Origin of the sequence: Micromonospora andamanensis (assembly GCF_016863495.1) — a bacterium.
In the GTDB taxonomy this organism is placed as follows: Bacteria; Actinomycetota; Actinomycetes; order Mycobacteriales; family Micromonosporaceae; genus Micromonospora; species Micromonospora andamanensis.
Map to the genome: position 1 here is coordinate 1 of NZ_BOOZ01000071.1, position 15,418 is coordinate 15,418.

The 15,418-nt window shown below is 72.8% G+C and carries 13 protein-coding genes; 6 read left to right on the forward strand and 7 right to left on the reverse strand.

Features of this window, described 5'->3' with window-relative positions:
- From Van01_RS31075 to Van01_RS31085, 3 genes are all read right to left on the reverse strand, one after another.
- The coding region (locus Van01_RS31075; protein WP_308442436.1) for a diacylglycerol/lipid kinase family protein at positions 1–978 on the reverse strand (978 nt) is incomplete at its 3' end.
- Between the two features lie 209 nt (positions 979–1,187).
- Positions 1,188–1,766, reverse strand: coding sequence for a Clp protease N-terminal domain-containing protein (locus tag Van01_RS31080; RefSeq protein ID WP_204015208.1), 579 nt, complete (start codon positions 1,764–1,766; stop codon positions 1,188–1,190).
- Entirely contained in the window at positions 1,766–2,002 is a 237-nt protein-coding gene (locus Van01_RS31085) for an HTH domain-containing protein (RefSeq protein WP_013732409.1), read from the reverse strand. The genes Van01_RS31080 and Van01_RS31085 overlap by 1 nt, the downstream gene beginning before the upstream one ends.
- A 211-nt stretch (positions 2,003–2,213) precedes the next feature.
- On the opposite strand from Van01_RS31085, the gene Van01_RS31090 reads away from it, so the two are divergent.
- The 3 genes from Van01_RS31090 to Van01_RS31100 all read left to right on the forward strand — a co-directional run bounded on the left by Van01_RS31090 (position 2,214) and on the right by Van01_RS31100 (position 6,469).
- Entirely contained in the window at positions 2,214–3,044 is an 831-nt protein-coding gene (locus tag Van01_RS31090) for a universal stress protein (protein ID WP_204015210.1), read from the forward strand.
- A 118-nt stretch (positions 3,045–3,162) separates the two neighbouring features.
- Positions 3,163–5,556 carry a phosphoketolase family protein gene (locus tag Van01_RS31095; protein WP_204015212.1) on the forward strand — a complete coding sequence of 798 codons (2,394 nt, stop codon included), beginning with the start codon at positions 3,163–3,165 and terminating at the stop codon, positions 5,554–5,556.
- 13 nt (positions 5,557–5,569) lie between these two features.
- The gene (locus Van01_RS31100; protein WP_204015214.1) at positions 5,570–6,469 is read left to right on the forward strand and encodes a universal stress protein; all 900 of its coding nucleotides are present in this window, start codon (positions 5,570–5,572) and stop codon (positions 6,467–6,469) included.
- 23 nt (positions 6,470–6,492) lie between these two features.
- On the opposite strand, the gene Van01_RS31105 is transcribed toward Van01_RS31100, so the two are convergent.
- Positions 6,493–8,418 carry a heavy metal translocating P-type ATPase gene (locus Van01_RS31105; protein WP_204015215.1) on the reverse strand — a complete coding sequence of 642 codons (1,926 nt, stop codon included), beginning with the start codon at positions 8,416–8,418 and terminating at the stop codon, positions 6,493–6,495.
- Positions 8,419–8,593: 175 nt separating this feature from the next.
- On the opposite strand from Van01_RS31105, the gene Van01_RS31110 reads away from it, so the two are divergent.
- A complete protein-coding gene (locus tag Van01_RS31110; protein ID WP_239099400.1) occupies positions 8,594–9,601 on the forward strand; it encodes an Acg family FMN-binding oxidoreductase in 1,008 nt (335 codons plus the stop codon).
- A 165-nt stretch (positions 9,602–9,766) separates the two neighbouring features.
- Positions 9,767–11,395 (forward strand): sensor histidine kinase, encoded by a 1,629-nt coding sequence (locus tag Van01_RS31115; protein ID WP_239099401.1) that lies wholly within the window; start codon positions 9,767–9,769, stop codon positions 11,393–11,395.
- Between the two features lie 132 nt (positions 11,396–11,527).
- Here Van01_RS31115 and Van01_RS31120 read toward each other — a convergent pair whose 3' ends face one another.
- Positions 11,528–12,166, reverse strand: a complete 639-nt coding sequence (locus Van01_RS31120; RefSeq protein ID WP_099846899.1) for a response regulator — start codon at positions 12,164–12,166, stop codon at positions 11,528–11,530.
- A 269-nt stretch (positions 12,167–12,435) separates the two neighbouring features.
- Between Van01_RS31120 and Van01_RS31125 the strand changes: the two genes are divergently transcribed.
- On the forward strand, positions 12,436–13,410 hold the full coding sequence (locus tag Van01_RS31125; protein ID WP_204015221.1) for an Acg family FMN-binding oxidoreductase: 975 nt from the start codon (positions 12,436–12,438) through the stop codon (positions 13,408–13,410).
- 11 nt (positions 13,411–13,421) lie between these two features.
- On the opposite strand, the gene Van01_RS31130 is transcribed toward Van01_RS31125, so the two are convergent.
- Together Van01_RS31130 and Van01_RS31135 are read right to left on the reverse strand one after the other, a co-directional pair.
- Positions 13,422–14,438 carry an NAD-dependent epimerase/dehydratase family protein gene (locus tag Van01_RS31130; RefSeq protein WP_204015224.1) on the reverse strand — a complete coding sequence of 339 codons (1,017 nt, stop codon included), beginning with the start codon at positions 14,436–14,438 and terminating at the stop codon, positions 13,422–13,424.
- A 275-nt stretch (positions 14,439–14,713) separates the two neighbouring features.
- Positions 14,714–15,418, reverse strand: a 705-nt coding sequence (locus Van01_RS31135; RefSeq protein ID WP_204015227.1) for a substrate-binding domain-containing protein, incomplete at its 5' end; no start/stop codon positions are given.

A 15,418-nucleotide genomic window follows, 5' to 3' on the forward strand; every position in this document is an offset into this window, starting at 1 on the left:
TCGGCCCTCCTCGACCAGGCGTTCGCCCCGCTCGGCGGCGGCCGTGACGTCCTCGGTCAGATCGGGTGCCTGCTCCGGCCGCGGTACGCACAGCCACAACGCCCGCCGCCGGATCTGCACCCGCAGTTCGCGGCCCGGTTCGATCAGGTCGCCGTCCAACTCCCGAGGCTGATTCCGGTTACTTGTTATCTCCACTCGACGGGCGCGGTACACCTCCATCCGCGGCACCCGGTCACGCTTGCGCACCACCGCCCAACCGAGGGAGAGCCAGTGCCGCAGCGTACGCGGAGTGAGCACGGCGACATCGAGGTAGCCGTCGTCCGGTTCCGCCTCGGTGAGCAGGGTGACCCCGCCCTGGAGCCGGCCGACGTTGGCGATCAGCACCGATCGGGCGCGGCGGCGCAGCGGCGGCTGGTCGTCCAGCCGGATCCACACCCGCATCGGCCGGTCCCGCAGGTGTCGCGCGGCCCCCACCACGTACGCGGGCCAGCCGATCCGCCGCTTGGTCGTCTCGCTCGTGGCGTCGAGCATCTGGGCGTCGAAGCCCATGCCGGCCATCACCGCGAAGTGCTGCCCGTCCACCTCACCGACGTCGAGCAGACGCCTGCCGCGCTCGACGGCCACCGCCAGCGCGGCGGCCAGTTCGTCGGAGAGGCCCAGGTTGGCCGCGAGCAGGTTGCCGGTGCCCTGGGGCAGCACGGCCAGCGCCACCTCGGTGCCGACCAGTGCATCGACGCAGGCCATCACCGTGCCGTCACCACCGCAGGCGAAGAGCACGTCGACCCCGGCGGCGAGGGCCTTCTCGGTCTGGCCCCGGCCGGGATCGTCGGGGGTGGTCTCGAACCACAGCGGTTCCGGCCACCCGGCCGCGCCGAGCGTGTCACCGACGGTTCGCCGCAGCGCGTCGAGATCGGTCACCTTCACCGGGTTGACCACCACCGCGCTCCGCAGCGGCCCTTCCTGCCGTCCAGCTTCCACGGCGTCAGTGTGCAGCACCCGGCCGGGTTCAGCGACCCGACCCCGCTGTGCCCCGACTCACCCCGCCCACCACGTTTCACCCACCCACCCACGGGGCACCCCGCGCCCAGCCCCACCCGCGATCTTGCAGTTTTCGTCGGTGCATACGCCGCAAGAGCCGCATACCAATGACCAGAACTGCAAGATCGCGGCAGGAGGGGCGGGGAGGTTCAGGCGGTGGTGCGGAGGGCGGCCTCGACGCGGTGGCGTACGTCGTTGAGGTCGACGCCGGACTCGGTGAGGGCGAGCGCGGCGAGCCCGTTGCCCTCGCGCAGCAGCCCGAGCAGGATGTGCTCGGTGCCGATGTGGCGGTGACGCAGCCGAAGCGCCTCGCGTAGGGACAGCTCCAGCACCTTTTTCGCGCGGGCGGAGAACGGGCCGCCGGTCGGCCGTCGCCGGCCCCATCGGCGGCGCGGTGCCGGCACCGCCTCGCGGAGGGCGTCCGGACCGAACGACTCCTCGATCCGGGCCACGATGGCGGCCAGGTCGATGCCGATCTCGCGGAGCGCCGCCGCGTCGGCCTCGCCCAGGCCGCTGCCACCGGTCTCGGTGTGGTGGCGGATCCGCGCGCGCAGGTCGTCGGCGGTGACGCCCGCGTCGCCGAGCACCCGTACGGCCAGGCTGTCCTCGTCGGCGAGGATGGCGAGCAGGAGGTGCTCGGTGCCGACGGGCCGTTGGCCCTCGGCACATGCCTCCTCGCGGGCCCGCCGCACGACCGCACGGGCACGGTCGGTGAATCGTTCGAACATCACGCCTCCCAGGAGGATTCGACAGCCGGTCGCCCGGCGTGCTTCTTGTGCACCGCCTGCCGGCTGACCTCGAGGGCGTCGGCGATCTCCTGCCACGACCAGCCCTGTCGCCGGGCGTTGTCGACCTGGACCACCTCAAGCCGTTCGAGCAGCCGGCGCAGGGCACGGACGGCGCGCAGGCCGACCCGGGGGTCGGTGCTGCCGGCCGCAGCCGCGAGTTCTGTCGCCTGACTCATGGTGTCAACCTACATTGACAGTCGGCGTTCGTCAACCTGAGTTGACGGTCGAGCCGGCCGCTCGACCGTGACGGCACCGGCGGTTCAGCTCGACAGCGCACGACCGGGACACCTACCGCCTCGGGGCGTACCGCGATCCGGCCCCCGGGGCGTACCACCCCGACTAGCCTCAGACGCAGGCCGGGTGCCACAGCTGCGGGGGTGATGTCGAGTGGCCGCAGCCAGCGACGCGCCGGTGCTCGTCGGTGTCGGTCCGGAGGACGCCCTGCCGGTGGCCCGCCTCGCCGCCCGGGTCGCCGCCGCCCACGGACGCCGGCTGCACCTGCTGCACGCGTTCAACTGGGCCGCCATGGACGCGCCAGCGGTCTCCGGTTCCCGCGCCGACGCCGAACAGTTGCTCGCCGGGGCGACAAGTGTGGTGAACGAGAACGAGCCGGACGTGGCGGTGACCGCCGAGATCGCCGAGGGCTCGGCGGTGGCGAACCTCGTCCGCAGGTCGGATACCGCCTTCATGGTGGTGGTCGGCGACGGTGGCATGGCCCACTGCGATCGCTGCATCCCGGCCGACAGTCCCGCTGTGCAGGTGGCCGCCCGCGCCGAGTGCCCGGTGCTGATCGCCCGACGGGAACCACCACCCGCCGGCCCGGTCCTGGTCGGGGTCGACGGTTCAGCCTCCGGCGAGATCGCCCTGGACTGGGCGCTCACCTGCGCCAACCGGCATCAGGCACGGTTGCTGGCGGTCTGGGTGGTCGACTCCGACGGCATCGTCGAGGAGGCCACCGAACGACTCAGCGAGACGGTGTCCCGCCACCGGGCCCACCATCCCGACACCGCCGTCGAGTGCCTCGTCATCCGGGGCGAGCCCAACGAGGTGCTTGTCGACCAGGCCCGCTCGGCGCAGCTGGTGGTGGTTGCCGCCCGGGGCGAGGAGCCGTTGCGCGGCATGCTCGGCGCGGTCAGCCAGTCACTGCTCTACCACGCCCCGGCCCCGGTGATCGTGATCCGCGGGGTGACCGGCGCACCGGGCCGTGACGGGTCGTGACACCCGGGCCGGCGGGACCAACGGCCCTGATCCAGGAACGCCGATTCGGCGAAGCTGACAGAGGAAACCGCGCGATTGCGGATGCAGGATTCACCGACCCGCGAGAGGCTCAAGCAGTATGGACACCGCTGTAGACCTGCGAAGCCCCCTGACCGATGACGAACTGCGCCGGCTGGACGCCTACTGGCGGGCGGCGAACTACCTCACCGTCGGGCAGATCTACCTGCTGGACAATCCCCTGTTGCGTGAACCGCTGGCGCCCGAGCACGTCAAGCCCCGGCTGCTCGGGCACTGGGGCACCTCCCCCGGGCTGAACCTGATCTACGCCCACCTGAACCGGGCCATCGTGGCCCGGGACCTCAGCGCCATCTACATCACCGGGCCCGGGCACGGCGGCCCGGCACTTGTCGCGAACACCTGGCTCGAAGGCACCTACAGCGAGCTCTACCACGACATCGGCCGCGACGAGGCAGGCATGGCCCGGCTGTTCCGCCAGTTCTCCTTCCCCGGCGGCATCCCGAGCCACGTCGCGGCGGAGGTGCCGGGCTCGATCCACGAGGGCGGCGAACTGGGGTACGCGCTCAGTCACGCCTACGGCGCCGCCTTCGACAACCCGGACCTGCTGGTCGCCTGCGTGATCGGGGACGGCGAGGCGGAAACCGGCCCACTCGCCGGAAGCTGGCTGTCCAATGTGTTCCTCAACCCCGCCCGCGACGGTGCGGTGCTGCCCATCCTGCACCTCAACGGATACAAGATCGCCAACCCGACGGTGCTGGACCGCATCCCCGAGTCCGACCTGCTCGACCTGATGCGGGGCCAGGGCTACCAGCCGTACGTGGTGGCCGACGACGATCCGGCGGTGGTGCACCAGGCCCTGGCCGCCACCCTGGACCGGGCGCTTGACGAGATCGCCGAGATCCAGCGCCACGCCCGCTCCGGCGCGCGCGTCGAACGCCCGCGCTGGCCGATGATCGTCCTGCGTACCCCGAAGGGTTGGACCGGGCCCCGCGATGTCGACGGCAAGCGGGTCGAGGGCACCTACCGTGCCCACCAGGTGCCGCTCTCCGCGGTCCGTTCCAACCCGGAGCACCTGGCCGAGTTGGAGCGGTGGCTGCGCAGCTACCGTCCCCAGGAACTGTTCGACGCCACCGGCGCGCCCGTGGCCGAACTGGCCGACCTGCCGCCCAGGGGACCACGGCGGATGAGCGCCAATCCGGTCGCCAACGGCGGCTCGGTGCTGCGCGATCTGGTCCTGCCCGACTTCCGCGATTACGCCGTCGAGGTGCCCCGACCCGGTGCGACGATCACCAGCGCCACAGGCGAACTCGGCAAGTGGGTCCGTGACGTGATCAGCGCCAACCCGCAGACGTTCCGGCTGTTCGGGCCGGACGAGGTCGCCTCCAACCGGCTCCAGGCCGCCTTCGAGGTCACCGGCCGGGCCTGGGTGGCCGGCACCGTCGAGGGCGACGACCACCTCTCCCCCGACGGGCGGGTGATGGAGGTCCTCTCCGAGCACCTGTGCCAGGGCTGGCTGGAGGGGTACCTGCTCACCGGCCGGCACGGCATCTTCACCAGCTACGAGGCGTTCATCCACATCGTCGACTCGATGGTCAACCAGCACGCCAAGTGGCTGAAGGTCACCCGTGGCATTCCCTGGCGGCAGCCGGTCGCCTCGCTCAACTACCTGTTGTCCAGCCACGTCTGGCGGCAGGACCACAACGGCTTCTCCCACCAGGACCCGGGCTTCATCGACCACATCATGAACAAGAAGGCCGAGGTGGTACGGGTCTACCTGCCACCGGACGCCAACACGCTGCTCTCCACGATGGACCACTGCCTGCGCAGCCGGCACTACATAAACGTGGTGGTGGCCGGCAAGCAGCCCGCACCGAGCTGGCTCACCATGGACGAGGCCGTCGCGCATTGCCGACGCGGCGTGGGCATCTGGGACTGGGCCAGCACCGACGAGGGCAGCGAGCCGGACGTGGTGCTCGCCTGCGCCGGCGACGTACCGACGCTGGAGACCCTCGCCGCGGCGGACCTGCTGCACCAGCACCTGCCCGAGCTGAAGGTACGAGTGATCAACGTCGTCGACCTGATGCGGCTCCAGCCGGCCGCCGAGCACCCGCACGGCCTGCCGGACTCCGAGTTCGACACGCTGTTCACCCGCGACAAGCCGATCATCTTCGCCTACCACGGCTACCCCTGGCTCATCCACCGGCTCACCTACCGGCGGACCAACCACGACAACCTCCACGTACGCGGATACAAGGAGGAGGGCACCACCACCACGCCGTTCGACATGGTGATGCTCAACGACCTCGACCGTTTCCACCTGGTGATCGACGTGATCGACCGAGTGCCGGGGCTGGCCGCCCGCGCCGCGCACCTGCGGCAGGAAATGACCGACGCCCGCCAGTCGGCCCGCGACTACACCCGCCGGTTCGGCGAGGACGACCCGAAGGTGGCCGAGTGGCGCTGGGTCCGCGAGACCGACCCGACCAACCCGTGAGGAGGTGCCCGTGATGAGCGAACAGAGCACCGGGCCGGCGAACGGCGGGGAGATCCTGGTGGGCTACGACGGCTCGCCGGACGCCGCGGCGGCCGTGGAGTGGGCCCTGGATCAGGCCCGCCGTGACGGCCGGCCGGTCCGGCTGGCGTACGTCTTCGAGTGGCTCACCGTGGCCGGCTGGGTCGGACCGGGTGTGACGCCCGGGATGTGGCCCGACGAGCAAGCCCGCCAGCAGGTCGAGGAGCTGGTCGGGAAGGCGGCGGCGGACGCCGCCACCGCCCACCCCGGCCTGGACGTACGCGGCGAGGTGCTGGACGGACCACCCGCCCTGATCCTCGAGGAGGCTTCGACGCAGGCCGGCCTGCTGGTGCTGGGCAGCCGCGGACACGGCGGCTTCGCCGGTCTGCTCGCCGGTTCGACAGCCGTGTCGGTCACCGCGCACGCGCACTGCCCGGTGGTGGTGGTCCGGCGCCGGCCGACCGAGAGCGACCGGACCGGGCACGTGGCGGTAGGCGTGGACGGCTCGGAGCACTCGTTGCTGGCTCTCGGTTTCGCCTTCGAACAGGCCGCCCTACGGCGGGTACCGCTGCACGTGGTGCGGGCCTGGCAGCCTCGTCGCGACCAGTGGGGCCTGCTCGGCGAACAGGCCCGCGACGCGGCGCTGGCCGACCAGCGCGCCGAACTGGACGAGGCGCTGCACCGCTGGCAGGACACCTTCCCCGACGTCGAGGTGACAGTCGAGACGGCCGCCGCCGCGCCGGCCGGGCTGCTCATCGACGCCAGCCGCAACGCGCAGCTGATCGTCGTCGGCACGCGGGGACGCGGCGGGCTGCGGGGAATGCTGCTCGGGTCGGTCAGCCAGCAACTCCTCCAGCACGCCCACTGCGCGGTGGCGGTGGTCCGGGAACGCTGAACGCACACGTGGGCCGGCCGACGTCAGGCCGGCCCACGTGGCCCTCCGCGGAGCGCGCGCAGCGCGTTGAGGATCACCAGCACGTCGATTCCCTCCTGAAGGAACGCACCCGCCACGGGCGGCAGCCGACCCGCCGCCGCGAAACCCATCGCGAGCAGCGCCAACCCCATGCCCACGGTGGCGCTCTGCACCGCGATCCGGCGGGCGTAGCGGGCCACCTCGACCGCGTCGGCCAGCGGATCGAGACGGTCCACGCTGAGCACGGCGTCGGCCACGTCGGCCGAGGCGGTCGCCCCGGTGGCTCCCATCGCCACACCCACATGCGCCTCCGCCAACGCCGGCGCGTCGTTCACCCCGTCACCGACCATGACGGTGACCGCCCGCTCCGCCTCGGCCCGGACCCGGCTCACCTTCTGCTGCGGGGTGCAGCGGGCCAGCACGTCGTCGACGCCCACCGCGTCGGCGACCCGGTGGGCATCCTCCGGCCGGTCCCCGGTGACCATCACGATCCTGGTGAGCCCCGCCGCACGCAGCCGATCGACGGTTCGGCGGGCGTCGGGGCGTACCGGATCCTCCAGCAGGACCGCACCGAACGGTCCGCCCTCGTCAGCCACCCAGACCAGCGAGTGTCCCGCCGCGCCGGCCCGGTGACCGGCCTGTTCGGCCCACTCCGGCAACTCCCCGGGCAACTGCCCGACCCGGATCCGCCGGCCCGCCACCCGCCCGCTCACCCCCCGACCCGGCTCCTCGGTCACCTCCACCGGGGTTACCAGGCGCAGACCCCGCTCACCGGCGGAGCGCACCAGCGCCGCCGCCAGCACGTGCGAGGACAACTGCTCCACCGAGGCGGCCAACCGCAGCACCTCGTCGGGGTCGACACCGGGACCCGCGACGGTGTCGGCGACCCGGGGCCGGCCGGCGGTGAGCGTGCCGGTCTTGTCGACGAGCAGGGTGCGCGCCCGGCCCAGGATCTCCAGCGACCCGCCGTCGCGGACCAGCACGCCACGCCGGGCCACCCGGGACAACCCGGAGACGATGGCGATCGGCGTGGCCAGTAGCAGCGGGCACGGGGTCGCCACCACCAGCACCGCCACCGCCCGGAGGAACTCGCCCGAGAGCACCCAGCCCAGCCCGGCCAGCACCAGCGTGAACGGCACGAAGGCGGCGGCGTACCGGTCGGCCAGCCGGACCGTCGGTGCCTTCCGGGCGGTCGCCTCCTCGGCCAGCCGGACGATCCCGGCGTACGTGCTGCGCTCGGCGGTCTCCGCGGCCCGCAGGCCGAACGCGGCAGCAGCGTTTACCACCCCGCTGGCCACCCGTGCCCCGGCCGGCCGTTCGACGAGCCGCGACTCCCCGGTGACCACCGACTCGTCGAGCGTCGCGGCGGTCTCGGTGACACCGTCGACAGCGACCACGTCACCGGGGCCGACGAGCAGCCGGTCCCCGACCGCCACCCGGTCCACCGGCACCACCTCGACGCCGCCGTCGGCGGTCCGCCGGCGCGCGGTGCGTGGCGCCCGCTCCAGCAGCGCCCGCAGGTCACGGGTCGCCCGACGCTGCGCGTACGACTCAAGGGTCCGTCCGGTGGCCAGCATCACCGCGACCACCGCGCCCGCCAGGTACTCCTCCACCACCAGCGCCCCAGCGAGGGCCAGCACGGCTATCACGTCCACACCGAACCGCCGCCGTACCAGCTCCCGCAGCACCGACGCGGCGGCCGGCAGCAACGCGACGAGGGTGGCCCCCGCCCACAGCGCGCCGGCCACGCCCGGTTGTCCGGCCAGTCGCGCCGCCGCACCGGCCAGCACCAGACACCCGAGTCCGGTCAGCGGGGTCCACAACCACCAGCCCCGACGTCGCGGGCCGGAGCTGTCAGATTCGGCTCGCGCGGGCCGCTCCGGCAGGCACTCGCCCGCGCCCCGGTCCCCTGCCGACCGCTCCGTCCCCACCTGCGGATCGTCTCAGCCAGATCGGGCGGTCGCGGCGGAACGCGGGGCACAGGTCCCGCCCGGCCGGGACCTGCGGATCGTGCGGGCGGCCGGGCGATGGCGCACGATGAACCGGACCGCGCCCACAGCCGTACCGAGGTGCGGCACCATGGGCAGAGACGGAAAGGTCGTGAGGATGAGTCACCAGACGCCGGCTACCCACCGCCCGCTGACCACCGCCCTCGCGGAGGCCGCCGCGATGGCCGGGCACGCGCCGTCGGTGCACAACAGCCAGCCGTGGCGCTGGCGGGTGCTGCCCGACGCGTTGGAGTTGCGGATGGTACGCGACAGCAGGTTGGCGGCCACCGACCCCCAGGGTGAGCTGGTGACCCTCAGCTGCGGTGCGGCGCTGCACCACGCCCGGCTGGCGCTGGCCGCCGAGGGCTGGGCGACGAGCGTGCAGCGAATGCCCGAGCCGGACGACCCGGACCTGCTCGCCCGACTCACCGCGCCACGGCCCACCGGCGCCGACCCGGACGCGATGCGGTCGGTGCAGTGCATGCAGGTGCGGCACACCGACCGACGGCCGGTGAGCGACGAGCGGGTCTCCGCCGACTCGTTGAGCACCATCGTGTCGGCCGCCGGCCAGGAAGGTGCCCGGCTGGAGATCCTCGACCGCGACCAGATGCTGCAACTGGCGGCCTCCGCCTCGCACGCCGCCACCGTCGAGGCGGATGATTCGCGGTTGCGGGAGGAGCTGGAGTACTGGACCAGCCGCGCGGGCGGCACCGGGCTCACTTCGGAGGTGCTCCCGGAACAGCCCGCCCAGACCACCGTGCCGGGCCGGGACTTCGGTCGCCCCGGCACCCTGCCGATCGGGCCGGGGCACGACCAGGCGGCGTCCTACGCGGTGCTCTACGGCGACGAGGACGAGCCGATCGACTGGCTACGCGCCGGTGAGGCGCTGTCGGCCGCCTGGCTGACCGCCACCCGACTCGGTGTCTCGATGGTGCCCCTCAGCGGCGTGGTCGAGGTGCCGGCCACCCGGCAGACCCTGCGCCAGGTGCTCTCCGGACTCGGCCACCCGTACCTCGTCCTGCGCCTGGGGGTCGCCGACCCGGCCCACGCCGGCCCGCCGCACACCCCGCGGCTGCCCCGCGAGCAGGTGGTGGACACCTCGGCGGTCTCCGGCGACGCCGCCTAACGGGCTGCCCGGTCAGCGCCCCGCCGACCTCGGCCCGTTTCCCCGCCGCCAGCCGCCGGTTAGCATCGCCACGTGACCGTCGGTGCACCCAACCCCCGGCACGAGCCACCGTCGCTCGGCCTCAGCCCGCTGTCCCGAGTCCGCCTGGACGAGTTGCTCCAGGAGATGCTGGATCGCGTCGGCGAGGTGGTCACCAGCCGGGAACGGCTGCGGGCACTGCTCGACGCGGTCGTCGGCATCGGCACCGACCTGGATCTGCGCAGCACCCTGCGGCGCATCGTGCAGGCAGCCTGCGACCTGGCCGGCGCCCGCTACGGCGCGCTCGGCGTGATCGGTCCCGATCGGATGCTGCACGACTTCATCACCCACGGCATCTCCCCCGAGCTGCACGCGAAGATCGGTGACCTGCCGCACGGCCGGGGGGTGCTCGGCCTGCTCATCGACGAGCCGAAGCCGGTACGGATGCCGGACATCACCCAGCATCCGAACTCGTACGGCTTCCCGCCGCACCATCCGCCGATGCACACCTTCCTCGGCGTGCCGGTCCGCATCCGCGACCAGGTCTTCGGCAACCTCTACCTCGCCGAGAAGCACGGCGGTGCCGAGTTCACCGAGGACGACGAGGAAATCGTCGTGGCGCTCGCCGGGGCGGCCGGTGTGGCGATCGAGAACGCCAGGTTGTACGCACTGGCCCACCGGCGGGAACGCTGGCTCGCCGCCACCGCCGAGATCACCTCGCTGCTGCTCGGTGAGGTACGCCGCACCGACGCGCTGACCCTGGTGGCGCGCCGCGCCCGGGAGGTCGCCGAGGCCGAGCTGGCCCTCGTGCTGCTCTACGACGAGGAGGCGGAGACCTTCACGGTGGACGTCGTCGACGGCGTCGGCACCCAGGCCCGCGCGCTTGTCGGTACGGTGCTGCCGGCCGCCGACACCAGCTTCGCCGGTCCGGTGGCACAGGGGCGACACGACTCGGTGGAGGATCTGGCGCATGCCGCGCCATGGCCGGCGGTGCTGCACACCGGGCCGGCGGTGATCTCTCCGCTGGCCACCGCCGACACCCTGCACGGGGTGCTGGTGATCGCGCACCGCCCCGACCACGGCGGTGCCACCGACGACGACGTGACCCTGCTGGGCAGCTTCGCCGGTCAGGCCGCGCTGGCCATGGAACGCGCCCGGGGCCAGGAGGAACGCGAACAGCTGGTGGTCCTGGAGGACCGCGAGCGGATCGCCCGGGACCTGCACGACGTGGTGATCCAACGGTTGTTCGCCACCGGCCTGCAACTACAGAGCTCGGTGCCGCTGACCGCACGGCCGGAGGTGGCCAAGCGGATCAACGCCGCGGTCGACGACCTGGACACCACGATCAAGGACATCCGCCGCACCATCTTCGAGCTGCGTACCCCGATGAGCGCGGCGCTGCGCACCGAGATCCGCGAGGCGGTGGAGGCCGCCGCCGAGTCGCTGGGCTTCCGCCCCAGGCTGGAGCTGACCGGGCCGATCGACAGCGCCGTATCGGACGAGGTCCGTCCCGAACTCGTCGCCGTGCTCCGCGAGGCGCTGTCCAACGCGGTACGCCACGCCGAGGCCACCGCCGTCTCGGTGGCGGTACACGTCGACGCCACCCGGGTCACCGTCATCGTCACCGACAACGGGGTGGGCTGCGACCCGGCCGCCGCCCGGGGCGGGCTGGTGAACCTGCGCGAGCGCGCCGAGCGGCACGCGGGCACCTTCGAGGTACGCGCTGCCGAACCGCACGGCACCGAACTGCGCTGGTCGGTCCCGCTCCGGGACTGAGCCAGCACGGGTCGGTCCCTTAGCGGGACTGAGCCAGCACGGGTCGGTCCCTTAGCGGGACTGAGCCAGCACGGGTCGGTCGCAGCGCGGGAGCGGCCGGTCGGCGGGCCGGGTGCCTGGCGGGCGGCGAGTTCAGTGGGTCTTGCCGAGCAGGCGGGTGGCCAGCACCGCGGCCTGGGTACGCCGCTCCAGGCCGAGCTTGGCCAGCACGCTTGAGACGTAGTTCTTCACCGTCTTCTCGGCCAGGAACATCTTGCTGGCGATCTCCCGGTTGGTCAGCCCCTCGGCGACGTACTCCAGGATCCGCCGCTCCTGCTCGGTGAGGGACTGCAACTCGCGGGGCTGCTCCACCCCACTGCGGATGCGGTCCAGCACCCGGGTGGTGATCGCCGGATCGAGCAGCGACTGACCGGCCGCCACCCGGCGCACCGCGTCGACGAGGTCGGTGCCACGGATCTGCTTGAGCACGTACCCGGAGGCACCGGCCATGATCGCGGCGAACAGCGCCTCGTCGTCCTCGTACGAGGTGAGGATCAGCCCCTTGATCGACGAGTCGACGGCCCGTACGTCCCGGCACACGTCGATGCCGTTGCCGTCGGGCAGCCGGGCGTCGAGGATCGCCACGTCGGGCCGCAGCGCCGGAATCCGGCGGGCCGCCTCCGGTGCGGAACCGGACTCACCGACCACCTCGATGTCCCCACTGGCATGCAGCAGGTCGGCCAGACCACGACGGACGACCTCATGGTCGTCAAGCAGAAACACCCGGATCATCCCCCCTTTCTACCCGCTCCCACCCACCCCCCACACGGGCCAAAGGTCCCAACCCCCCACCCCACCCCACCCCACCCCCCTGGTTGATCAAGAAGTTTGCGTCTACGACGGGCCGGATCCCGACCAAAACTTCTTGATCAACGGACTGAGGAGGGGGTGGGTGGGGGTGGGGCGGGGGGCCTGGGGGGTCGGGACGTGTGGCCCTGCTGGGTGGGGGTGGGTGGGGCGCACCGTGGGGAGGTACCAGGCGAAGGCGAGGGGGCACGACCATGGAAACCGGCTACACCGTCGAACAACTGCGGGCCGCCGCCACCGACGCGGTCCGTGCACCGTCGCTGCACAACGTCCAGCCGTGGCGGTTCCGGCTGCGCGACGGCGGGATCGAGGTACTCCTCGACCCGGCCCGGCGGCTGCCCGCCACCGACCCGAGCGGCTGGGGTGCCCGCGTCGCCGGCGGCGCGGCGCTGTTCAACCTGCGCCTCGCCCTGGCGGTGGCCGGCGCCCCGGCGACGGTACGGCTGCGTCCGTACCCGTCGGAACCGGACGTGCTGGCCCGGCTGGTACCGGACCTGCCGTCTCGTCCCAGCCCCACCGAGCAGAACCTCTACGCGGCCATTCCACGCCGGTTCAGCAACCGTGCCCCGTTCTGGCCCGACCCGGTCCCGGCCGACTCCCGCTGGCGGCTGGCTGAGGCGGCCCGTGCCGAGCACTGCTGGCTGGAACTGCTGATCGGGGTGAGCGCCGTGAACGCGTTCGCCGAGATCGCGCGCGGCGCACACCGGGTCCTCGAACGCGACCCCGCCTACCGGGCGGAGCGCGAGTCGTGGGTACGCCCCGGACCCGAGCCGGACGGCGTACCGGCCACCGCCGGCGGCCCCCAGGCCGAGCCGCAGGACCTGCTCCCGTCGCGTGGCTTCGGCGGCATCCAGCGGGCACCCGGGCGCGACTTCGAGCCGGAGCCGCTCGTGGCGGTGCTCGGCTCCGCCGGCAACACCGCTGTCGACCAGGTGGTCGCGGGCCAGGCGTTGCAGCGGGTGCTGTTGACCGCCACCGACGCCGGGCTGTCCGTGTCGATGCTGTCCCAACCGATCGAGGTGCCGTCGGCCCGCGAGCAGCTCCGGCTCTCGCTGGGACGGTTCGGCGCGCCGCAGATGGTGATGCGGATCGGGTACGGCCAGCCGGGACGGCCCACCCCCCGCCGCCCGGTCGACGAGGTGCTGGACCTACCGGTGCACCTGGGCTGAGCCGCGAACCGTCAGCGCGACGTTGGGTGGGTGGTCAGGGCCGCGAGCAGGTGGGCCTCCCGGGCCGGGTGCAGTCCGACCGGCTCCCGGGCCGGCCGGCCGGCACGCCCCGGCACCGAGCCCACCTCACGCAACCACGCCCAGGTGTCGGCGACGGTCTCGGCCACCGGTCGACAGCTGAGCCCGTCAGCGTACGCACGGGTGACGTCCATCTGCTGCATCCACCGGTAGTCGTGCCCCGACGGGATCCAGATCGGCAGATCGTTCCACGGCTCCACACCCGCGGCGAGCAACTGCTCCGGGTCGGCCCAGCGCAGCCGGGCGTCAGCTCCGGTGGCCGTGACGCAGGTGCTGAGCAGCTCGCCGATTGTGGTGTGGCCGGGGCGACTCACCACGTTCACCGCCCCGCCCCGGCCGGCGACCGCGGCGTCCAGCAGGAAGATCGCCAGGTCGCGGGCGTCGACGTACTGCACGGGTAGGTCGACAGGGCCGGGCGCGAGCACGTCACCGCCCCGGGCCACACGGCGCAGCCACCAGGGCAGTCGGCCAATGTCCTCACCGGGACCGAGGATCAGACCGGCCCGGGCGAGCAGCACCCGATCGCCGAGGACCGCGCGTAACGCCCGCTCGGCGCCAGCCTTGAGGGTCGGGTAGCCACCGTCGTCGCCGTCCGGCGCGGCGTCGACAAGCGGCGCCTGCTCGGTCACGCCGGCCGGCACCGGCTGGGCGTAGACCGAGCCGCTGGAGACGTAGACGTAGCGTCCGATCCGCTCGGCCAGCATCCGCGCCGCCGCCTGCGCCGCGCTGGGCGCGCCGTCCCAGGTGTCGACGACGAGATCCCACTCCCCGTCGGCGAGCGCCGCCAACCCGTCGGTGGTCGTGCGGTCGCCCACCAGTCGCCGCACGTCAGCCGGGGGCGCCCCGTGCCGCCCCCGGTTGAACGTGGTCACCGCCCAGCCCCGGTGGATCGCCTCGGCGACGACCGCCCCACCAACGAATCCCGTTCCGCCAAGCATGAGGAGCTTCATGTGCCCACCCTGCCCCGTGCCGGTGGCTCCGGAACGGCCCGTTCACCGTCAGCGGATCTGCCAACAGCAGAAGCCGGCACGGCCTGTGGTCGGGCTTGTCGAAGGGTAGGTGCCGTGCCCGGCGGGCGGCGTGGGCGACCGCCGGACACGGCTGGGCGGTGCCGCGGGCACGGCGGGCACCACCAGCCAGTTCCTTGGTGAAAGGACGGCGAGTACCATCGTCGGCCCCACCGGATGCCGCGTCAACAACTTCCGGAAAAATATCGATACCTTGTTCAGGCCGGGGCGGCGCTGTCCCGGATGACGAGTTCGGTGGCCAGCTCCACCCGAGGGCTCTCCACCTGCTCACCGCGGGCCAGCCGCAACACCGTCCGGGCCGCCAGCATGCCCATCTCGGCCAGCGGCTGCCGTACCGTGGTCAACGGCGGCGAGCACCACCGCACCTCGGGCAGGTCGTCGAAACCCACCACGCTGATGTCGTCGGGTACGCGCAGGCCAGCCTGGCGGACCGCCTCGTACACGCCCAACGCCATCTGGTCACTGGACGCGAAGATCGCCGTCGGCGGCTGGGGCAGCCCCAGCAGCCGCACCCCACCGTTGAAGCCGGCCTCGTGGTAGAAGTCGCCCGGGCAGACCAGGTCCTCGTCGAAGGACACCCCGGCGGCTTCCAGAGCGGCCCGGTAGCCGTCCATCCGCGCCCGGCTGCACATCAACTGCGGCGGCCCGGCGATGAACCCGATCCGCCGGTGCCCCAACCCGATCAGATACTCCGTCGCCCGCAGGCCGCCGGCCCAGTTGGTGGCGCCGATCGTCGTCGCCTCCCGGGCGGGCAGTCCGTCGGCGTCGACGATCACCACCGGGATGCTCAGCCGGCGCAGCTCGGCCTGCAGGGGCGGCTCGACCATCGAGGTCACGAAGATCACGCCTTCGGTGCCCCGGCGGCGCATGCCGTCGAGCCACTGCTCCGCGGAGGAGGTCTG